This is a genomic window from Candidatus Rokuibacteriota bacterium, from assembly GCA_016188005.1.
GTDB lineage: Bacteria > Methylomirabilota > Methylomirabilia > Rokubacteriales > CSP1-6 > UBA12499.
Window position 1 is genome coordinate 12,700 of sequence record JACPIQ010000004.1, and the last position, 21,827, is coordinate 34,526.

A 21,827-nucleotide genomic window follows, 5' to 3' on the forward strand; every position below is an offset into this window, starting at 1 on the left:
TGACTCGGCATAATACTAATTGACTATTCGAGCGAGTCATGCGATCCTCGTCATGTGAAACTCCCCGATCGGCGGCGCGCCAGTTCGGAAGCCCGGGCCGAGCTGCGCACGCAAGTGCTGACCTTGCGGCGCGACGGCAAGACGTTCCCCGAGATCAGCCAGATCACGGGGTATGCGCGGTCGTACTGCGTGACGTTGGCGGGGAAGCTCGAGGAACGGCCGGAGCTGGCCGGGGTGGTCGCGCGCGGGGGCCGGCCAAAGGGGACGGGGCGGCATCTGACGGCGAAGCAGGAAGCCCGCGCGTTGCGCTTGATTTGTGGGGGCTGCCCCGATCAGCTCCGGCTGCCGTTTGCGCTGTGGACGCGGCGCGCCGTGCAGGAGCTGTTCCGGGTGCGGTTCGCGGTGCGGATGCCGATTCGGACGGTCGGCCTCTATCTCGAGCGCTGGGGGATGACCCCGCAACGGCCGACCCGTCGCGCGTACGAGCGGGACGATGCGGCCGTCCGGCGCTGGCTGCGCGTGGAGTATCCGAAGATCGCGCGCCAGGCACGGGCCGAGGGGGCGGAGATCTGTTGGGGCGACGAGACAGGGCTGCGCAGCGACGAGTCGCGGCATCGCGGCTACGCGCCGCGGGGGCAGACCCCGGTGCTGCGGATCCGGGTCCGCCGGACCAGCCTGTCGGTGATCTCCGCGATCACCAATCAGGGCACCGTACGATTCATGATCTACGCGGGAGCCTTGCGCCCCGCCATTCTCCTGCGCTTCCTGCAACGGCTGACGCGGGGCCAGCGCCGCCGGATCTTTCTGATCCTGGACAACCTCCGAGTCCACAAGGCGCGGACGGTCATGGCGTGGGTGGCGCGCCACGCGGCGCAGATCCAACTGTTCTTCCTGCCCCCCTATTCGCCGGAACTCAATCCCGACGAGTACCTCAACGGCGATCTCAAGCGGGGCGTGCACACCGGCATCCCGCCGCGGGACGCGGCCGACCTCAAGCGGCAGACGCTGTCGCAGCTCAGGCGCATTCAGCGGTTGCCTGCCCGCGTCCGCGCCTACTTCAAGCATCCGGCCATCCAGTACGCGGCGTAGGTCAACTACAAAGCTGCCGGTTCAATAACCACTCTCGAGCGCAGGCCGGGAGATCAGGATCGTCTGAGATCGACGTTGAAGAGCTGGCGGGCGGCTCCCGCCAGTAGCTCGTGGTACCTTCCCACGAGGAATCCATTGTTTGGGAAGCCGCCCGGCTGCCCGGCATGGCGGTGAAAGATGAAGTTGCTGAAGGGGGCATGGCTCCAGGCGTCGTCGTTGAGGCGATCCCGGACGAGTTCGAGGAGACCGCCCCCGAGCGCTTCGACCTTCTCGAGATCCTTGACCGGGAGGATAGTCAGGGGATGCACGTCAGGCTGCTGGAGCAGATTCCGAGCGCGAAGTTCCTGCTCTATAAGGTCGCCGACGAACTTCTCCATGGGCAAGTAATGGAGCGTGACTAGGACGGGATATACACGTTGAATGGCGTCAACGCAGAGACCTCCTACGGCAAAGCGCCCGGCCCGGAAATCATTGATGGCTCGGTCCAGTTGCGACGCGGCCTTGAGGATAGTGCTAGTGAAGTACTGGTCGAATCCAGCAAGGTCCCCGCTGAGCCGCGTATCAAGGAGCAGATAGCTGGACTTGACCTCGAACAAGACAGCGCTCGGGGGATAGGGGAGCCACCCGTCGCCGGCCTCCAGGTTGTTGCCGTAGCGAATCGAATGGACAAAAAGACCGGGAAACGCTCGGGATAGGAGGTCAGTGACGTATTTCTCGAATAGCTGGCCCAGGAAGTCCCTGAAGCGTTTGCTCTCGGGGCTGCAGAGGCCGTCGCCGATAGCGTGCACTAGGCCGGGCCCGAATTTTCTCTCGAGCAGTTGAAGGCTGAGGCAGGCTGCAGTGCGCTTTCCGATCCTAACGAGAGGGTATCTCTCAGCGGCAAGGAAGTTGTAGTGGCGGAGCGAGGATCGTGACTGCAAGGCACGGTGCAGGCGCCGGTAGCGCGATACGCAGGTCATCAGAGTGGTCATGAACCGGCGCCACGACCGCCGAAGGTGTGTGGGGGGGCGCAGGGTGCGGAGGTTCAGAAGCGAGGGGCCCTGGCGGTCTGCGGCTATCATGTGGACGCTGGCGAGTAGCGCGGCGCCGAAGCGTAGATAGGTGTCGAGACGGAGGCCTGTGCTGGTCTTAAAGACACGTCGGATATCGACGAACTGTGGTGAACCCGCGAGCTGCTCTGGCAGGTGCCACAAGAGTTCGAGGTAGCGAGGGATCACGTAGCGGTATTCCTCATGATCGTAGAAGATGCCGTTCCGGAGGATGAACGGGACGAAGGCGCGACTTTGCTCCGCGGGCGAACGGCCCTGCAAGGTTGTCGGGTCGGCTGCGAGTGGATCGAGCAGGCCGGTAATGTGCAAGAGAGCGCGACCGAACTGAGTAAACGGGGGCTCGCGGAGAGCGGAGGGGGCTCGGAGCCTTGACGAGAGAAGGCTTAGAGTCATCGCGTGGAGGAGTTGCTGCTGGCTAAAGAGATACACGTCGGGGTCTTCTGGGTGGTCCTGGATCCACTTATCAACGCGCTGGCGGGTCTCAAGGTCGAAGAACGCAGGGGCTGTCGTGCGTTGAAGCTCAAGGGCGTTGGCATCGGGACAGTCAGCAAGATTGAGAGCGACCCGCGACAGTACGGCCATTGACTGTCGAAGTGGTACGGACGAAAGCGTGAGCGGCAGCTTGTTGGGGTCGGGGGCCTCACCGAGGATTTCCTTCGACGACAGGGCGACCTTCCAGAATGCTCGAACGACGTCGGCATAGGACCGGACGCGCGGTGGCCCAGGTGCCACGGCGCTAGCGGGCGCGAGGATTCCGCTGGCCGTGACAATCGCCCATCGAGCGCCGAAGGGCTGCCGCGATCGTCTCCCGGCTCGGAGAACCACACGTGGGTTAGTCACCAGATGCCCCGCCTGGAGGCATAGTAGCGAGCGCGATGCGAGATGGGAAGCGGAGCTTTGGCGGCCGCGCGAACTCGGTGCTCTGCGACGCGGCCGTTAGCGTGCACGCGCCCCGGTGGAGTCCGGTGCGCTCGCCTCCTCTTGCGTGCGGAGGGAGTCGGCGAAGAGGTGTGAGAGGTCGTTGCGGCGGCCGGGGGCCTCATGAGGCTGCACGGCGTGACCGCACGCGTCGGACTCCTGCGCCGGCGGAGCCTCTACGCTGGTCGCCGCGGCCTTCGGCGTGCAGGATGAACCAGCACGCCTCGGCCACGGTCACGCGCGAGGTCGGGTACGCGCGTGAGGTGACGCTGACGGTCGCCGGCGCGGCCATCGCCGTGCACGCTCTCCGGTAGCTCCCAGCGCGCTCGCTCCCACGCACGGCTCGGCCGCGGTCCCCCCCGCGGAGCCGCTGTCACCACGCGCGCGCAGACGGGCCCACGAGCCCGCGTGCAGTCAAGTGGTTCCGCCCGTCCGCAGCATTTCTCAGCGTACCGCCCCTTCCGCCCCCGTCAACCCCTCCGGGCTTCGCCCTCCGGGGTCCTCCACTTCGTTCCGGCCCTGCGGGTGACCGGGGCGGAACCGGGAGGAGCCGGCCTGTCTGATCCATCTCCCGCTCCGGCCTCTTGCTGGTCAGTGCGTGTCTCTCACGCGCGCGGCTTCGCTGATCGCGCGAGCGCCCTCGCATTGAGGTGAGGCCGCCTCCTCCCTGGGGCGGTGTGTGTTGGTCAGCTGCGGGGCGGGCAGTCAGCCCGTTCCCGAACAGCGATCCAACTTCCTCAGGGGGTGTCGTCATGGCAGCGCATGGGTTCGTGGCGGTGGTGGGGGCGCGGGTGTTGCCGGAGCAGGTCGCATCGCAGGTGGCCGAGGTCGTCGGGTTCTTTCTCAGGCGCGGGTGGGGCATCGGCTCGGGGGGCGCCCGGGGCGCGGATGCCTTCGCTCTCCAGGCGGTGCTTGGCGCGGGGCCGACCGCGTGCGCGCGCTCGGTGGTGTTCCTGCCGGGTTCGCTCGGCGGTGCGCCCGACGGGGCGCTGGGCACCTTCGCTGGGCGCGGGGGCCGGGTGGTGCCGGGGTCCGGGGTGGGGCGCACGGCGTTGCTCGGCCGCTCGCGCAGGCTGGCGCGGGCCTCGGCGGGCGTGGTCGCCTTCCTCTGGGGGCCGTCGCGGGGGTCGGTGTTCACGCTGCGGGAAGCCATCCGGTCGGGGAAGCCGGCGGCGGTGGTCCTCGCCGGCGGCGGGGCGGCGCTGCCGGCCTTCTCCGGCGGCGCGTGGGCGCCGTGCTCGATCGGTCCCGTCGCGGCCTTCCGCTGGGTGCCGGCGCCGGAGTCGCGTGAGCCCGATGCGGCGCAGCCGGCGCGCAGGCCCTGGCTGGCCCGGGTCTTCCAGGTGCCCGAGGGGGAGCCGACCCACGCGCTCCTCGAGCACATCTCATCACTGAGCCAGGGCGACCGGCTCTGGTTCGAGCGGGGCGTTCTGGCTGGCGACACGGTGGTCGTGGCCCACGAGGCCCTCTCCGACACCCCGGCCTTCCTCGCCACCCGGCGGCTGATGGCCCGCTTCCGGTGCACGGCCCGGGAGGGGGCGGGGCTTGCCGAGCTCTTCCTGGCGCTGGATGCCGGCCCCGCCGTCGTCGCCCACTACGAGGCCGAGGCCCGGCAGCGCAGCGCGGCCGTGATCATCGAGGACCTCGCCCAGTTGGTGGCCCGGCTGGCGCTCGCCGAGGCCGTTCCCGACGAGGACGCGCTCGATCACGCCGACTGCCTCGCCGACAGGGCAGTCCTCGTGTCAACAGACGGACAGGTTGCACAGCGGGCTGGGCAGTCGGAGGGGGCGAGTGCGCAGCTGGCGTGGCATGCCCTGGGAACTGTGCAGTCCGAGCGGGCCACCTGCCCAGTCTGCCGTGCAGTTTTCGAGGCCGACGACGAGGCCGCCGAGCTGCCGATCTGCCCCGAGTGCGGCACGCGGGACACGTGGGAGGCCCGCCAGGGGGGCCGGTTCCGGGGCATCGTCGGCGCCATCGACGGCTGCCCGTCGATCGAGGAGCTGGCGGCGCTGGGCAAGCGGCTCTACGCCCTCGCCCTCTCCCATGACCAGGCTGGCGTCGCCTGGTCCCACTACCATCTCCGCAAGCAGGTGCTCGAGGCGGTGCCGCTCGGCCAGCCGGCGCAGGTCCTGCTCGCCGAGGTTGAGCACGCGAGCCGGCGCTTCCTGCCTCGGCTGGGCGCCTGCCTGTACCGGGTGCAGCGCATCCCGAGCATCCCGGTGTCGGCCCCGGAGTGGCGGCGGATCTGGTCGGCCTACCGGGCGCGGCGGGGGGCCGTCAGCGCCTGACCCGGCGCGCTCCCGCTACCCGTCGCGCGTGGGAACGGCGCGGCACCGAGTCGGCGGCCGGCGGCGGGGCCTTCGCCGTGCAGGGTGTGGCAGCACGCCTCGGCCCCGGTCACTCGGCAGGAGCGGGGTCCGCGCGGCCCTTCGCCGCATAGGCCGCCTCGAACCAGGTGGGAGGCACGTTGTGCCGCTCCGCCACCTGACGCACCGCCGATTGCACCTCCCAGTAGTCCTTCTTGGTCATCCCCTTCAGGGTGCCTACAGCGGGGATGGAAGAATCAATCTCGTTCAGCTGGTCGGCGACCTTCTGGTCGATCGGGAGATGCAGGAACGCCCGGAGCCGTAGCCAATCCCCTTCCTCGAGCAACTCGCGGTTCGCCACGATCTCGTATACGACGATGTTCACCAGCTTCGCGAAGTACGCCCAGCGATCATTGCGGAGGCCGTTCTTCGAAAACGCGCGCCAGCAGGCGAGCTCCACGATGCCCGTGAGCCACTCATCGTATTTGTCGCGCGTTTGGATCTTGGCGATTTCTGCCGGTCGGAGGTGCTGAAAGAGCGCGTCCTGGAGTTCGCGGTTGGTACCGCGGCGGAAGAGGCGGGCCATCGCGCCCTTCTCGACGACGTACTTGATGCGCCGTCTAACGAGCGCATTCCGGTACTCCTCGGTGGAGAACGGGGCCGAGGGGGACATGCCTCGCTGATACCACGGCTCCCCAGAAGAGGGAAGGCAGTTCGAGAACAGAGGCCGCGCCAGCCTCTGCCCTCCGCCATCTCCCGCTCGACCCGCGAGCCGCTCGATCTGATCGGGTCTGGTCTGGGAGTGACCCACGGGCGAAGGGAGGTGGCACTGCACCCACCCGTCGACGATCACCCCCAACACGCAGAGAAAGGAGCACGCGATGAACAGCGTCAACGTGGTCATGTTGCTGGGGCACCTCACGCGCGATCCCGAGCTTCGCTACACGCCCTCGGGGGCGGCAGTGTGCCAGATGGGCCTGGCGCTCAACCGCCGCTGGAAGGACCAGGGCGGCGAGGCGCAGCAGGAGACGACCTTCGTGGAGATCACGACCTGGGGCAAGCAGGCCGAGACGGTGGCGCAGTACCTCACCAAGGGCCGCGCGGTGGCCGTCGAGGGGCGGCTCCAGGAGGACCGCTGGGAAACGGAGTCGGGCGAGAAGCGCTCGCGGCTCAAGGTCGTCGCCCAGCGGGTGACCTTCCTGTCCTGGGCGGGCGCCCAGGCGCCGACCTCGGCCGCCGGCGACGAGCCGGCGCCGGACTGGGTGACGGAAGGAGCGGAGCGATGATCCCCGCCGGCCCGAGTGTCATCACCCTCGAGATGCTGCGTCTCATCCGCCGGGCGCTCGCGGAGACCCCCGAGCTGACTCAGGCGATCACGGTGCTCGCGGACCGCGTCGACCGGCTCACGGCGGAGCTGGCGCTCGGGGAGCTCAGCGAGCTGACCAAGCTCGCAGCCCGCGCGCTCCGCCACCTCGACACCATGGACATCGGCCACAACGGCCACGGAGGTCAGCCATGAACCGCGCGTTGCTGGAGAAGCCGTTCGAGCCCGGGCAGATCCGCCAGCGCAAGGGGCGGAACGGCCTGCTTGACTACGTGGAGGGCCACAGCGTGATCCAGCGTCTCAACGAGGCGCTGGAGGGCGCCTGGTCCTTCGAGATCGTGCAGCACGAGATCAGGGAGGAGGAGGTGCTCGTCATCGGTCGGCTCACGGCCGGGAACGTCGTGAAGATGGCCTTTGGCGGCTCGCAGGTCACGCGGGAGCGGGAGAGCGGCACGGCCATCTCGCTCGGTGACGACCTTAAGAGCGCCAGCACGGACGCGCTGAAGAAGTCCGCGACCTTCCTCGGCGTGGGCCTGCATCTCTACGCCGAGAAGCCCCTCGGCGGGCGAGGGCCTGCGCCCGGCCGAGGCTTCGCCCCCCGCGCCGTCGCCAGCGCACCGTCAGCTGCGGCCCCGGCCCCGCGCGGGGTCAGCAGCGCACCGGCTGCGGCGCCCGCGGCCCCGCAGCCGTCGGCGAGCACGCCAGCCAACGGGAGCCGGCCCGGCAACGGCAGCGACCGCGGCAACGGCGGCCGCGCCGGCAACGCGAGCCGCACGACCAACGGCGCCGCCACGCCCCGGCAGCTGGACGCGATTGTCAAGGTCGCGCTCGCCAAGGGGCTCGACCCGGGGGCGGTGGACGCGATGAGTCTCCGCGTCTTCAACAGGAAGCCCGACGCCCTCACCCACGAGGAGGCGGCCGGCCTCATCAGGGAGCTCTCGAACCTCAAGCGCCGCGTCGCCTGATGGCTCGCGGCTTCACCTGCTCACGGGGAGGGCGCCGACGCGCTCTCCCCCGTCGTGCGTTCACGAGGAGAATCCATCATGGTCCCCACCGAGATGCGCTCGCAGCCGCATGTCTCGTTCTCTCAGCTCGACCAGTACCTGCGCTGCCCCTTGAAGTACAAGCTTATGTACGTGGATCGCCTGCGCCCCGACTTCGTCCCGGCGGCGCTGGCCTTCGGCTCCGGGATCCACGGGGCGGCGGCCTTCTTCCTCCGCGGGATCCAGCAGGGCGCCCCGCCGAGCCTCGCCGACGTGCAGGCCTTCTTCGAGGGCTACTGGGGCCTCGAGACCGCGAGCCGGCCCATCCGCTTCGGCGAGAAGGATACGAAGGAGAGCCTCCTCGACCTGGCCACCCGGATGCTCGAGGTGTTCCACAAGAGCCAGATCCCCGGCACCGAGATCGTCGGCGTGGAGCAGGCGTTCGACGTGCCGCTCATCGACCAGGAGACGGGCGAGGTGCTGGACCGCTCGCTGGTCGGGAGCCTCGACCTGCTGGAGCGCGATGCCGAGGGGCGGCTCGTGGTTGTGGATCTCAAGACATCAGCCCGCAGGTATACCGATCTCCAGGTGGAGGCGAGTCTGCAACTATCCGTCTACTCGTACGCGACGGCGATGAACGGGCTGGCCGACCAGGAGGACCTGCGGCTGCGCTTCGATCTGCTGACGAAGACGAAGCAGCCGGAGCTGCACCGCTACTGGACCCAGCGGGACCGGGCGGCCAACGTGCGCCTCTTCCACCTGGCGGCGGAGATCCTGCACGCGATCGAGCTGGGCGTGTTCGTGCCGAACCCGGGGTGGCAGTGCAAGGAGTGCCCGTACCGGAGCCGGTGCTGGGCCGGGAGATGACCCTCAGGGGCGGGGAGAGATTTTCCCCGAGAGGAGGCGTCTGGCGCTGGCACGCCAGTCGATCGCGTTTCTGCGTGTGAGCGGCACCAATTCTAAGGCGAATAGCCATCCGGCCGCTAAGTCACGATTGCCCGATTCAATGCCATGCCGGAACGCGTCCTGGAGCGGACGGAACAGTTCCTTGTCGACCGGAGCGACGGCAACTTGTAGGACGTGGGTGTTCACCACGGCTGCGACCTTGCCAAGGGGGCATCCGGTAGCCAAGGCGGCGAGGTCCCTTATCAGGGGGTGAGCCTCGATTGCCCGCTGGCCGGTCGGCGAGGTACTGGGCGGTCCCGTCCGGCTGACATCGGGGCGGGGCTTACCCGAAAGGGCTGTCGTACGAGGGCCCAGTGTGCGTGCGTCTGCATCCGTGAAGGTCCCCGTAAAGGAGACAGGCTCTACCGCATGCGCATAGAGGGCGCGGCTGCCGTCAAGCTCGTCCTCAACAGGGCGGCAGTGAACAACCTGCCCAACAGAGACATGCAAGACGTCGGGCACGTTAACGGCTACCCAGCGATTCCCATTCAAGCAGATGTCGACAAGCTTCAGGCTGATCCGGGAGCGCGTGACAGTGTCCGGACGACCGCGCCAGCCAGTTCTCTCGCTGACTCTCGTTACGACCCCGAGCACCGAGGGCGAAGGACCGTCGCCCTTGTTCGGCCAGCCATAAGGCTCGTCCGGGCTCAGGGGGCTAAGCTTGGGTCGGGGGATGATTTTCGGCGGAGCATAGAGGCCGACAAGTCGCATGAGGCTGGGTGACTTGGATGCGGTTCGGCGTCCAACGTCCGAAGACAGGCATGGGTGCTTGGGCCAAGGTGGGCCAAGCTCATCGAAGAAGACGACATCCCCGTTCCCATTGGTATGGAAGAAGATAAACGCCCCGCAGATCGGGCATGTCGTCGGGTGGGTGAAGCGGACCCCCGAGTCGCTTCGCGCGTGACCCCGCTGCCAAGCTTGTGACGCGCGCTCTACTGGAGCCGTCGGCGGGCTCCAGCCCTCGCGAATGGTCTCACCTCCGTAGGAGAAGTCGCTGGAACACGACCCGGACAGGTGGATGGGGGTCACCTGCCCATCCACGTACCGGAAGATGATTTCGCCGCCGCAGTTGTAGCAGGTGGACATGCCGTTCCCCCCCGGGGTCGTCCATGTCAGATGAGCCGCTCCGCTAGCGCAGGCCTTACCGTCATGCGGCCATAGGCGGGTCAGGGACTTGGGGAAGAGAGACCAGCGTCCTGATTGTCTTGCGCGGCGGCGCGGACCTTCACCGCAACGACGCACAGGGGAACGGCCGGACCGCGCGCCTTGGGCGCTTCGCGAGCCGCCACACTTCGATAGCCCGCCTGTAATGCGCTTTCAGCGCGGCGCCTCCCCACTTGAACTCCAAGAACACCCAACCGTTCCGGAACCCCAGCTGGCGCATAGACGCTCGAACCAGCCGCTTGAGGTCTCGTTCCCGCATGGGCGGAACGTACGGCGGCGAAAGAACGGCGTCAAGGACGAAGGGGCCGGATCGGGGCGAGGCCCATGCAGTTGGACGATCGCCGAGATCCCCGAGGTGATCGAGATGGGTGTCTTCCTCCCGAAGCCAGGTTGGCAGTGTAAGGGTTTTCCCTAGTGGCGCCGGCATTGGGCGGGGCTGAAGGGGATGAGCCGTAGCGGAGCCCCCCTGCTGTGTCCTATCCTGTCACAGGTACGACGAACCATCGCGGAGGAGACTCAGGGGGATGCGTGGTGCAGGCCGGACGAAGGTGGACAAGGCCGCCTCTCCTGTGATCGCTCCCCGCCTGGGGGAGCGGGGGAGCTGCTGACACAATGAGGCTCGAAGATCTCAAGCCGAACGCGGCCGTACGCGGGATCCTCCCGGACTGCCTCGTCACCGTCGTGAGCGTCCAGTGGTTCGGCACGGAGGCGCTCGAGCTCACGTACAAGGACCCGGCGGGCCGCCCGGCCAACACGCTCCTCTACCGCCACGACGAGCCCCGCTTGGAGGTCGTCGAGCAGGGCCGCCCCTGGAGCTTCGACGGCGACGGGGCGCTCTTCCGCCTGGTCTCGGAGGCGCACCGGATCCGGCTGGCGCACCTGTTCGACCCGGTGCTGGCTGTCCACACCTCGCTGGTGGACCGCTCCCGCACCAGATCACGGCGGTCTACGAGGCGATGCTGCCGCGCCAGCCGCTCCGCTTCCTGCTGGCCGACGACCCGGGTGCCGGCAAGACGATCATGGCGGGGCTCCTGATGAAGGAGCTGGTGGCCCGCGGCGACCTGCAGCGGTGCCTGGTCGTCTGCCCGGGCAGCCTGGCCGAGCAGTGGCAGGACGAGCTCTATCGGCGCTTCCACCTGCCCTTCGAGATCCTGACCAACGACAAGCTGGAGGCCGCCCGCACCGGCAACTGGTTCATGGAGACGAATCTCGTCATCGCCCGGCTGGACAAGCTCTCCCGCAACGAGGACGTGCAGGACAAGCTCAAGGCCCCGGACTGCCGCTGGGACCTCGTCGTCTGCGACGAGGCCCACAAGATGTCGGCCACGTTCTTCGGGGGCGAGATCAAGTACACCAAGCGCCACAGGCTCGGCCAGCTCCTCGGGACCCTGACGCGGCACCTCCTGCTGCTCACGGCAACCCCGCACAACGGCAAGGAAGAGGACTTCCAGCTCTTCATGGCGCTGCTCGACGGCGACCGCTTCGAGGGCCGCTTCCGGGACGGAGTCCACACCGCGGATGTGTCGGACCTCATGCGCCGGATGGTCAAGGAGGGGCTCCTCAAGTTCGACGGCACGCCGCTCTTCCCGGAGCGGATCGCCTACACGGTGCCGTACAAGCTCTCGGACGCCGAGGCTCAGCTCTACAAGGCCGTGACCGACTACGTGCGCGAGGAGTTCAACCGGGCCGAGGCGCTCCAGAACGACAAGAGGGCCGGCACGGTCGGCTTCGCGCTCACCATCCTGCAGCGCCGTCTCGCGTCATCCCCCGAGGCGATCTATCAGTCGCTGCGCCGCCGGCGGGAGCGGCTCGACAGGCGCCTCCGCGAGCTGGAGCTGCTCCAGCGTGGAGGCGAGATCGCCCCGGCGGTCACTCCCGTGGCCCCGACTCTGGATCCGGAAGACGTCGAGGACCGGGAGGACGCGCCGGACAACGAGGTCCAGGCCGCCGAGGAGGAGATCCTCGACCAGGCCACCGCCGCGCGAACCACTCGGTGCGCCGCAGCGGGGAAGACAGGAAGTGGCGAGAGTTGGCGAGCCTGCTCGGGGAGATCTTCACCGAGACGGCCCTGGCCGGCCGCGTGTCGGAGCCCGAACCAGGTCCCAGAGGCTCGGGCGCCATCCCGAAGCCCGAGTCATCCCCCCGCCAGAAGCTCGTCCTGTTCACCGAGCATCGGGACACGCTCGCGTATCTCGAGCAGCGCGTCACCACGCTCCTCGGTCGGAAGGAAGCCGTCGTGATCATCCACGGCGGCCTGGGGCGCGAGGAGCGCACCAAGGCCCAGGAGTCCTTCCTGCACGACCCCCACGTCCAGGTGCTCCTGGCCACCGATGCCGCCGGCGAGGGCATCAACCTCCAGCGGGCGCACCTGATGGTGAACTACGACCTGCCATGGAATCCGAACCGGATCGAGCAGCGCTTCGGGCGCATCCACCGGATCAACCAGACCGAGGTCTGCCACCTCTGGAATCTGGTGGCCGAGGAGACGCGGGAGGGAGACGTCTACCGGACGCTGCTGGAAAAGCTCGAGCAGGCGCGACAGGCTCTCGGCGGCCAGGTGTTCGACGTCCTCGGCAAGCTCCAGTTCGAGGGCCGGCCGCTCCGCGAGCTGCTGATCGAGGCGATCCGCTACGGCGAGCAGCCCGAGGTGCGGGCGCGCCTCAGCCGCGTGGTGGCCGAGGCCGTGGACCGGCAGCAGCTCCAGAGCCTGATCGAGGAGCGGGCCCTGGCGCACGACGCCATGGACGCGAGCCGTGTCTACCGGATCCGAGAGGACATGGAGCGGGCCGAGGCCCGGCGGCTCCAGCCGCATTACATCGAGTCCTTTTTCCTGGAGGCCTTCCGGTACCTGGGCGGAACGCTGAGGCAGCGCGAGCCCCGCCGGTACGAGGTGACGCATGTCCCGGCGCCCGTCCGCAACCGCGACCGGCTCATCGGCGTGGGCGAGCCGGTGCTCCCCCGCTACGAGCGCATCGCCTTCGAGAAGCCGCTCATCCAGCCCCAGGGCCAGCCGCTGGCTGCCTTCGTCTGCCCCGGCCACCCCCTGCTCGACGCCACCATCGACCTCACGCTGGAGCGCCACCGCGACCTCCTCCGCCGGGGCACAGTGCTGGTGGACGAGCGGGACCCTGGCGTGACGCCTCGCGTTCTCCTCTACCTCGAGCACGCGGTCCAGGACGCGAGCCTGACCCGAACGGGCGAGCGTCGCGTCGTCTCCAAGCGCGTGCTCCACGTGGAGCTCGATGCCGCGGGCAGCACCCGGCACCTCCACTACGCGCCCTACCTCGACTTCCGGCCGCTCGCTGCCGATGAGCCGGGCGTTGACGCCCTGCTCGCCCGCCCCGAGTGCGGCTGGATCACCCGGGACCTGGAGCAGGCCGTGCAGACCTACGCCATCACCCAGGTGGTGCCGGCGCACGTGGCCGAGGTACGGGCCCGCAAGGAGGAGCTTGTCGCCAAGACTGAGGCTGCCGTCAAGGACCGGCTCACGAAGGAGATCAGCTACTGGGATCACCGCGCCGAGGAGCTGAAGCTCCAGGAGCAGGCGGGGCGGCCGAATGCCCGGCTCAACTCCAACGAGGCCCGCAGGCGCGCCGACGCCCTGCAAGCCCGCCTCGAGAAGCGGCTCGAGGATCTGAGGCTCGAACGCCAGCTCGCCCCCCTGCCGCCCGTGGTCCTGGGCGGCTTCCTGGTGGTGCCCGCCGGGCTCATTGTCGCCATGACCGGCCGAAGTGCCTCGCCGGTAGCCACGTCCGCCGACACCCAGGCATCCGCCGCGCGGGCACGCGCCCTCGTGATGGAGACCGAGCGGAGCCTCGGCTTCCAGCCTACCGACCGCGAGCACGAGAAGCTCGGCTACGACATCGAGAGCCGCGTCCCGGGCACGGGCCGGCTGCGGTTCATCGAGGTGAAGGGCCGGGTGGCCGGCGCCGCGACCATCACGGTCACGAAGAACGAGATCCTCTACTCACTGAACAAGCCGGAGGACTTCATCCTGGCCATCGTCGAGTTCCGGGAGGACGGTGGCCACCGTGCGCACTACGTGCGTCGCCCCTTCCAGCGCGAGCCCGACTTCGGCGTCACCAGCGTGAACTACGACTTCGCTGAACTGCTTGCACGAGCAGAGCCTCCGCGATGACGGGGCCGCCTGCGTACTTCGAGCGAATCCGCCTGAAGGCGGCGCGACGATGGGACCAGCTCGAGCAGGACCCGGAGCTCGCCGGTCCATGGCATCAGCTGTTCAGGCAGGTTCAGAGCCCACGGCATGTCCTCTCCGAACTTCTCCAGAACGCCGACGACGCGGGCGCGACCGAGGCCTCTGCCCGGATTGAGAACAACGTGTTCATCTTCGAGCATAACGGGGAGGATTTCACCGAAGAGCACTTCGCATCTCTGTGCGGCTTCGGCTACTCGAACAAGCGAACTTTGCACACGATCGGGTTCCGGGGCATCGGGTTCAAGAGCACGTTTAGCCTGGGCGATTGTGTTGAGCTCTTCACGCCGACGCTTGCGATTCGTTTTGACCGCAAGCGCTTCACTGAACCCCGCTGGGTATCGGGGGGCTCGAACACAGATGGAAAGACGCGCATCCGCGTTGAGATAGGCGACGAGCGCCGCCGAGGCGAGGTCGAAAAGAATCTCGAAGAGTGGTTCAAGAGCCCGGTGTCCCTGCTGTTCTTCAAGCATATTCGCAAGATGCAGGTCGGCGAGCACGCGGTGCATTGGGGTAGCGTAGGGCCGGGCCCCATCCCCGACAGCGAGTGGATGGCCCTCGATGAGCAGAAGGATGGTGCATGCCTGCTTCTCCGATCTGAGGCAGAAACATTCCCCGACGAAGCTCTCACTGAGATCAGGCAGGAACGCATGCTCGGCGTCGAGGAAGAAGCTGACTTTCCACCCTGCAGGATCGAGATCGTCGTGGGAGCGAAGGGGCGGTTGTTCGTGGTGCTACCGACAAGAGTCGAGACTGAACTGCCGTTTGCGTGCAATGCGCCCTTCATCCAGGATCCAGCCCGCCTGAAGATCAAGGACCCGGAGACGTCGGCTACGAACCGCTGGCTGCTTGAACGCGCGGGACGACTGGCCGCCGCAGCAATGCTCAACTGGCTGGGGCAGTCGCAGCTATCCATCACGGAGCGGGCTGCCGCCTACGGTTTGTTCCCGGACGTCAATCGGGACGACAATTCGCTGGAGGGCGTGTGCGGAACCATTGTCGAGGAGGCGTTCGCGGAGGCCATCGAGGGCAGGCCGCTGCTTCTGACGGAGGGTGGTGAACTCACCCTGGAGAATCAGAGCGTTATCATCCCGAGGACGGTCGTCGATACTTGGCCGGCCGAAGAGGCCGCGAAACTCCTCGATGAGAGCGGCCGACCGCCTTTGTGCCAGCAGGTCGAGACGGCTGACTGCAAGAAGCTATTGCGCTGGGGTGTGGTCGAGGAGATCGACAAGCAGAAGTTCCTCGCCTCGCTCCAGAGCAAACCCTGGCCGAAGCCCCGAACCTGGCGTCACCTGCTGAACCTCTGGGCCTACATCGCGCCGGAAGTTACCGGCTATCGGCACGATGTCAGGGGCGAAGATCTCCGGATCGTGCCGGTTCAGGGTAAGGACGTCCTGTATGCCGCGACCGCGGTGGTGCGCCTGGGGGAAAGGAGGCTCCTTCAGTCGGAAGACGACTGGGAGTTCCTGGCGACCCACCTGATCGTCTTGAACCAGGGCTGGCCGCGGTTCCTGTCCGAAGAACGACGAACTACAGAAGATCAGAGGGACGGGACCGCGAGGGAAAGGGCTGAAGCGGCCCACGCCGTCCTTAAGCAACTAGGCCTCGACGACACGAGTGATGTCAACCGGGTCATCGATCGGGTCGCAGCTGAGTTCTTCTCGCAGAAGCGGATCAGTGTGCAGGAGTGCGTCCGGCTCGCGCAAATCGCCGCAAAGCTTGGTGCGACGGCTGGCGACTCCTTCCACTATGTGACGAGAGACCGGCGCTTCAAGTCGGCCAAGGGGACCATTCTCTTCGATGGAGACGGGACCCTGGAGGAACTTGTCCCGGCGCAGCAAAGGGAGGCGCAACTCCTGCATGACGACTACATAGCGCGGTTCTCTTCTTGCTCCAGAGAAGACTGGTCGAGGTGGGTGTCATCCGGCCGGGCTGGCCTCCTTACGTTCATTCCGTTCAGCCCGAAGCGCTTCAATATGTACCGGAGGCGGGACGTCGAGCAGGAGGCGCGACGCCGAGGACTTGGGGAGAAGCTCCACTATCCGTACGTAACTGACGGCTTTGTTGTCGAGGACTGGGACTTCGACGAGATCTACTGGAGTCATTGGCAGGCGCTGGCCAGGAACGACGGCCGCTTGTGGACGAAGGTTGCGGAACGGCTCCTGTCCCAACGCGACGTCTACTGGAACAGGGCAAGGAGCGCCCGGCTCCTGCAGGTCGCGACGACGGGCAACGAACGATCGATGACCTACGATCCGCTCCTGCCGGGCTGGGCGCTTCGCCTGAGAGATGTGCCCTGCCTTCCCGACACCCGCGGCTTCCATCGGAAGCCCGGCGATCTTCTGCGGCGAACACCGGAGACGGAACCGTTGATGGACGTTGAGCCGTTCATCTACGGGCGTCTCGACACGGAGGCAACACGACCTCTACTCGATCTGCTTGGCGTGAGGCGTACCCCGGCGGGCCCGGACCGTCTTCTGGAGTGCCTTCGGGCGCTGGCGACGGCAGAGGCCCCGCCGGTGCACGAGGTAGACAAGTGGTACCGGCGGCTCGACCAGATGGTCGACACGTGTGCGACCGCCGAGTTCCAGAAGATCCGGCAGGCGTTCCGGATAGAGAAGTTGATTCTGACGCAGGATGGTGGCTGGGCTACTGCCGCCGCGGTATTTCTATCGTCGGGTGAGGAAGACGTGCCCGGCGTCGCTGTCGTTCGTTCATCGGTCGGCGACCTCACGCTTTGGAGAAAGATCGGGCTGGCGGAGCGACCGACTGCAGATCTGGCGATCCAGTGGCTGAAGGAGTTGCCATCCGGGCAGGTGCTATCCCAGGACGAGGCGAGGCGCGTGCGCGCTCTGCTCGTCCGGTATCCCGTTCGAGTGTGGGAGGAGTGCGCGCACTGGATCAACCTTGCCGGAGAATGGGCGCGCACGGGAGGACTGTCATACGCCCTTACGATGCAGTCTTTGATCCCCTGGGCACATCTCCACCCATGGGTGAAGCAGAAGACCGGTGATTTCCAGCGCCTTCCAGGGGAAGTGACGAGCGCCCCGCCGTTTTCTAGCCTGCCTCCCCTTGCGTTGCGGGTCGAGGAGCGCTTGGCCGGACACCCTACGCTGCCCGGGCGAGCTGAGATGAAGGAATGGCTAACGACAGTCGGTACTGAACTCCGACGGGTGGAACTCGATAGCGATCGGGAGACCGAGCGCGTTCGTGCTCTCGCGCACATGCTCGCGAGAACAACCTGGTACACCACGCCAGGAATCGAGATCATTCCCTACATCGACCGGACGCCTGCCGGGACCCCGCGGTGGGCCGATGTCCTCTGGCTCGGCCAGGCACTGTATGTCGATCAGCTGCCGAGAGCCAAGCTCGCAAGGCGTGTGCCGGAGGAAATCGGCAAGGCCTTCGGGCGGGCAGATATCAAAGCAGCGCTCGACTACAGCTTCGAGCGTGCCCGCGAAGATGTGCGGGAGTACCTTTGGGAAAACTTCACGCTCTCCAAAGATGCAGGCGCTCCTGAGACAGAGAGCGACGGATCGGGTGCGGAGCAGGCTGACAAGACGGGTGCCCGGTCGACTGAACCCGGTGCGGGGACCGATGAGACAGTCGGACTCCACGATTCGTCCCGTGGGGGAACGCAAGGCGCCTCCGGAGCGGACGCCGAGGGCGGCTACACAGAGACCGAGCAGTCGGACGGTGACCAGCACGAGACGATGGACGGTACCGGCCACGTGGTCGGGCCGCGTCGGAAGACGCCAGATCGCGCCAAGGCGAGTATCATCGAGGGCTTCGCAAGGGCGCAGGGCTTCCGTAAGGACAGCGACGGGCGCTTCTGTCATCCAGACGGGAGCTGGATTGGCCGTGCCGAGGGCGCCCGCTTTCCATGGGAGCGGAGAACCGCCACTGGCGACCTCGTTCGCTACTACTGGGCGAAGGACCACTGCCTGGAGCGCGAGCCACTGGAACTCGAGGCCGACGTCTGGGGGCTGATCGAGCAGCACCCTGGAACCTACGCGCTCATCCTTTCAAACGCAGCGGGCAGTGCGGTCGAGGTCACCGGTGATCGCCTCCGCGCCATGCGTGATGGTGGCGAAGTCACCCTGTACCCTGCAGCCTACAGGCTCGTATACAAGCATGACAGACAAGCATAGGAAGAAGCTCATCGAGGTCGCGCTGCCGCTGGAGGCGATCAACGAGGAGTCTGCTTTGCGGAAACGGAAGGCGCCCTCAGGGTACCCGACCACGCTTCACAAGTGGTGGGCGCAGCGGCCGCTCGCGGCAGCCCGGGCGGTGATCTTCGCCCAGATGGTGGACGACCCATCTGGCCACCCTGACCTCTTTCGGACGGAGAAGGCGCAAGAGAAGGAGCGGCAGCGCCTCTTCCGCATCATCGAGGAGCTGGTCCAGTGGGAGAACACGACCAACGAGAAGCTTCTGGAGCGGGCGCGGGTCGAGATCTGGCAGAGCTGGCGCGCGGCCTGCGCGGACGACGCCGGCCACCCCCGCGCGAAGGAGCTGTTCAACCGGCACAAGCTGCCCGCCTTCCATGACCCCTTCGCCGGCGGGGGCTCGTTGCCCCTGGAGGCGCAGCGGCTGGGGCTCGAGGCCTACGCGCGCGACCTGAACCCTGTGGCGGTGCTGATCTGCAAGGCGATGATCGAGATCCCGCCCAGGTTCGCGGGGAGACCGCCGGCGAACCCCAGTGCTCGGGGGAAGCTGGATCACAGCAAGGGCTGGCGCGGCGCGCAGGGGCTGGCCGAGGACGTCCGCCATTATGGCCAGTGGATGCGCGACGAGGCCGACAAGCGCATCGGCCACCTTTACCCGAAGGTCGAGGTCACGGCCGAGATGGCGAAGGAGCGGCCCGATCTCAAGCCGCTCGTGGGCCAGAAGCTCACCGTGATCGCCTGGCTTTGGGCGCGCACGGTGAAGAGTCCCAACCCCGCCTTCGCGCAGGTAGACGTGCCGCTCGCCTCCACCTTCATGCTCTCCGCCAAGTCGGGCAAGGAGGCCTACGTCGAGCCGACGATCGAGGGCCGCGGCTACCGCTTCACGGTGAAGGTGGGCAAGCCCAAGCACGTGGAGCGGGCGAAGAACGGCACGAAGCTCTCGCGCGGAGCGAACTTCTGCTGCGTGATGTCGAGCACGCCGATTGCGGGCGACTACATCAAGGCCGAGGGCAAGGCCGGGCGCATGGGCGCGCGGCTGATGGCGATCGTTGCCGAGGGCAAGCGCGGGCGGGTCTACCTGCCGCCGACCGAGGAGATGGAGGCTGTGGCGCGCCACGCGCAGCCGGAGTGGAAGCCGGAGACGCCGCTCGCCCCGGACCCGCGCGCGCTGTGGACGCCCCCCTACGGGCTGGCGACCTTCGGCGACCTCTTCACCCCCCGCCAACTCGTGGCGCTGACGACATTCTCCGACCTGGTGCAGGAGGCGCGCGAGAGGGTGCAGTGTGACGCGCTAGCCGCGGGTCTGCCCGACGACGGCGAGCCGCTGGCTGCCGGCGGCACCGGGGCGACGGCCTACGCCGATGCAGTATCCGTTTATCTTGCCATGGCGATCAGTCGACTTGCGGATTACGGCTCATCGATTTGCACATGGCGTCCCAAGGACAATGCGATGCGGTCGAGTCTGGCAAAGCAAGCGCTGCCGATGGCTTGGGATTTCGCTGAGGGTTCACCGTTTGGTGGATCTAGTTCCGGCTTCACAGAGTGCGTAGACGTGGTCGCGAAGGTTGTCGCTGTCCCTTGTGGGAATCAGCGCGGCGTGGCGCAGCAGCGAGATGCATCGAGATCCACCGCGGAGGAGGCACGCGCCTGGGTCATCAGCACTGATCCGCCCTATTACGACAACATCGGCTACGCCGACCTGTCAGACTTCTTCTACGTGTGGCTGCGGGGATCGCTGAAGGCTGTCTTCCCTGATCTGTTCGCGACGGTCGCCGTGCCGAAAGCCGAGGAGCTTGTAGCGACTCCCTACCGTCACGGTGGGAAGGAGAAGGCAGAGTCCTTCTTTCTCGACGGAATGACTGAGGCGATGCGACGGCTGGTTGAGAAGGCTCATCCCGCTTTCCCCGTGACCATCTATTACGCGTTCAAGCAGTCGGAAAGCGACGGCGAGGCAGGCACCGCATCTACAGGATGGGACACATTTCTGGGTGCTGTTATAGGGGCAGGGTTCAGCATTACCGGAACCTGGCCGATGCGCACGGAGGGCGACAATCGGCAGATTGGAGTAGGCGCTAACGCTCTCGCCTCCAGCATCGTGCTCGTCTGCCGCCCGCGCGCGGCGAACGCGCCCACGGCCACGCGCCGCGAGTTCGTCACCGCGCTCAAGGCCGAGTTGCCCGCGGCACTCGCCAACCTCCAGCGTGGCAACATCGCCCCGGTAGATCTGGCGCAGGCGGCCATCGGGCCAGGTATGGCGGTCTACACCCGATACGAGAAGGTGCTCGACGCCGAGGGCAAGCCGCTCACCGTGCGCGAGGCGCTGGCGCTGATCAACCAGACGCTTGATGAGGCGCTGGCCGAGCAGGAGGGCGACTTCGACGCCGATAGCCGCTGGGCGCTGGCCTGGTTCGAGCAGCAGGGCTTCGCCGCGGGGGAGTACGGCGTGGCCGAGACGCTGTCCAAGGCCAAGAACACGAGCGTCTCCGGGATGGTGGCGGCCGGCATCGTCGCCTCGAAGGCCGGCAAGGTGCGTCTGCTCCGCCCCGACGAGCTCCCCGCAGAATGGGACCCGGCCACCGACCCCCGCCTCACGGCGTGGGAGGTGGTGCACCAGCTTGTCCGCGCGCTCGAAGCCGGCGGGGAGGGTGCCGCCTCGGAGCTGGTGGCGAAGCTCGGGACCAAGGCCGAGGTCGCGCGCGAGCTGGCCTACCGGCTCTACACGCTCTGCGAGCGGAAGAAGCGCGCGGCCGAGGCGCTGGCTTACAACGGCCTCGTCCAGAGCTGGCCCGAGATCACCCGCCTCGCCCGCGAGGGCGACAAGGCCGACGCCGCGCAGCCTGACCTCTTCGGGCGGCCGTGACTCCGGCCGAGCGCGCACCGCTCGTCGTCGTGATCGCCGGGCCCAATGGCGCCGGGAAGAGCACGACGGCGGGGCGGCTGCTGCAGGAGGCACTGGCAGTGAGCGAGTTCGTCAACGCCGACCCCATCGCGACCGGGCTATCTGCTTTCCGACCCGAGTCGGTGGCCCTCGCCGCGGGCCGCGTGATGCTGGCGCGGATGAAGGCGCTCGCGCAGGCGCGGCGGGACTTCGCCTTCGAAACGACGCTCGCGAGCCGCAGCTTCGCGCACTGGCTTGGAGCGCTGCGAGGGTCGGGTTACCGGGTGCACCTGGCCTTTCTCTCGCTGCCGGGCCCGGATCTGGCGGTCGCCCGGGTGGCCGCCCGGGTGCGCCAGGGCGGGCACGATGTGCCGGAGCCCGTCGTGCGCCGCCGGTTCGCGACCGGACTGAGGAACTTCTTCATGCTCTACGAGGCACTGGTGGACACTTGGCAGATGTTCGACAACGCCGCGGTGGCTGGGCCGCGGTTGATCGCGAGCGGTCGAACCGGGCAGCCCACCCATGTGCTCGATGTCGGAGCCTGGGCGCGCCTGCAGGAGCAAGGACGATGAGCACCGTGCATGATGCCGACCCGACGCCGCTGGAGCGAGTCGAGGACATCCCCCGCATCCTGAAGGCGATGACGGAAGCCGTGCGCGAGGCGCTGCTGCGCCACAAGCGCCTGGGGAACCCGGTGGCGGTGTGGCGTGACGGCCGGGTCGTCTGGCTCCGGCCCGAGGAGATCCCCGGGGAGACGCCGGGGCCGGACCGCGGGGGGGAATGACG

The 21,827-nt window shown here is 67.5% G+C and carries 12 protein-coding genes and 1 pseudogene; 11 read left to right on the forward strand and 2 right to left on the reverse strand.

What is annotated here, in order from left to right; all coding sequences use genetic code 11:
- Positions 1-54: 54 nt before the first annotated feature.
- Entirely contained in the window at positions 55-1,089 is a 1,035-nt protein-coding gene (locus tag HYV93_00520) for an IS630 family transposase (protein MBI2524445.1), read from the forward strand.
- A gap of 53 nt (positions 1,090-1,142) precedes the next feature.
- Here the strand turns inward: HYV93_00520 and HYV93_00525 are convergent, their stop codons facing one another.
- Positions 1,143-2,720, reverse strand: a complete 1,578-nt coding sequence (locus HYV93_00525; protein MBI2524446.1) for a hypothetical protein — start codon at positions 2,718-2,720, stop codon at positions 1,143-1,145.
- Between the two features lie 1,088 nt (positions 2,721-3,808).
- On the opposite strand from HYV93_00525, the gene HYV93_00530 reads away from it, so the two are divergent.
- On the forward strand, positions 3,809-5,344 hold the full coding sequence (locus HYV93_00530; protein MBI2524447.1) for a hypothetical protein: 1,536 nt from the start codon (positions 3,809-3,811) through the stop codon (positions 5,342-5,344).
- 109 nt (positions 5,345-5,453) lie between these two features.
- Here the strand turns inward: HYV93_00530 and HYV93_00535 are convergent, their stop codons facing one another.
- Complete coding sequence (locus HYV93_00535; protein ID MBI2524448.1) at positions 5,454-6,266, reverse strand: hypothetical protein; 813 nt, start codon at positions 6,264-6,266, stop codon at positions 5,454-5,456.
- Here HYV93_00535 and ssb point away from each other — a divergent pair.
- The 9 genes and pseudogenes from ssb (at position 6,244) to HYV93_00580 (ending at position 21,825) form a co-directional block, all read left to right on the forward strand.
- The gene (gene ssb / locus HYV93_00540; protein ID MBI2524449.1) at positions 6,244-6,648 is read left to right on the forward strand and encodes a single-stranded DNA-binding protein; all 405 of its coding nucleotides are present in this window, start codon (positions 6,244-6,246) and stop codon (positions 6,646-6,648) included. The two genes, HYV93_00535 and ssb, sit on opposite strands and share 23 nt — an antisense overlap.
- On the forward strand, positions 6,645-6,881 hold the full coding sequence (locus tag HYV93_00545) for a hypothetical protein (protein MBI2524450.1): 237 nt from the start codon (positions 6,645-6,647) through the stop codon (positions 6,879-6,881). Before ssb ends, HYV93_00545 begins: the two co-directional genes overlap by 4 nt.
- Positions 6,878-7,651 (forward strand): hypothetical protein, encoded by a 774-nt coding sequence (locus HYV93_00550; GenBank protein ID MBI2524451.1) that lies wholly within the window; start codon positions 6,878-6,880, stop codon positions 7,649-7,651. The genes HYV93_00545 and HYV93_00550 overlap by 4 nt, the downstream gene beginning before the upstream one ends.
- 78 nt (positions 7,652-7,729) lie before the next feature.
- Positions 7,730-8,536, forward strand: coding sequence for a PD-(D/E)XK nuclease family protein (locus HYV93_00555; GenBank protein ID MBI2524452.1), 807 nt, complete (start codon positions 7,730-7,732; stop codon positions 8,534-8,536).
- A 1,854-nt stretch (positions 8,537-10,390) separates the two neighbouring features.
- Positions 10,391-13,916 (forward strand): annotated as a pseudogene (locus tag HYV93_00560) (DUF3883 domain-containing protein).
- Positions 13,913-18,145: an ATPase gene (locus HYV93_00565; GenBank protein ID MBI2524453.1), complete on the forward strand. Its 4,233-nt coding sequence runs from the start codon at positions 13,913-13,915 to the stop codon at positions 18,143-18,145. The pseudogene HYV93_00560 and the gene HYV93_00565 overlap by 4 nt, the downstream one beginning before the upstream one ends.
- The gene (locus tag HYV93_00570) at positions 18,129-21,023 is read left to right on the forward strand and encodes a DUF1156 domain-containing protein (GenBank protein ID MBI2524454.1); all 2,895 of its coding nucleotides are present in this window, start codon (positions 18,129-18,131) and stop codon (positions 21,021-21,023) included. Before HYV93_00565 ends, HYV93_00570 begins: the two co-directional genes overlap by 17 nt.
- On the forward strand, positions 21,020-21,613 hold the full coding sequence (locus HYV93_00575) for an AAA family ATPase (protein ID MBI2524455.1): 594 nt from the start codon (positions 21,020-21,022) through the stop codon (positions 21,611-21,613). Before HYV93_00570 ends, HYV93_00575 begins: the two co-directional genes overlap by 4 nt.
- A complete protein-coding gene (locus tag HYV93_00580; protein MBI2524456.1) occupies positions 21,610-21,825 on the forward strand; it encodes a hypothetical protein in 216 nt (71 codons plus the stop codon). The genes HYV93_00575 and HYV93_00580 overlap by 4 nt, the downstream gene beginning before the upstream one ends.
- The last annotated feature ends 2 nt before the right edge of the window (positions 21,826-21,827 follow it).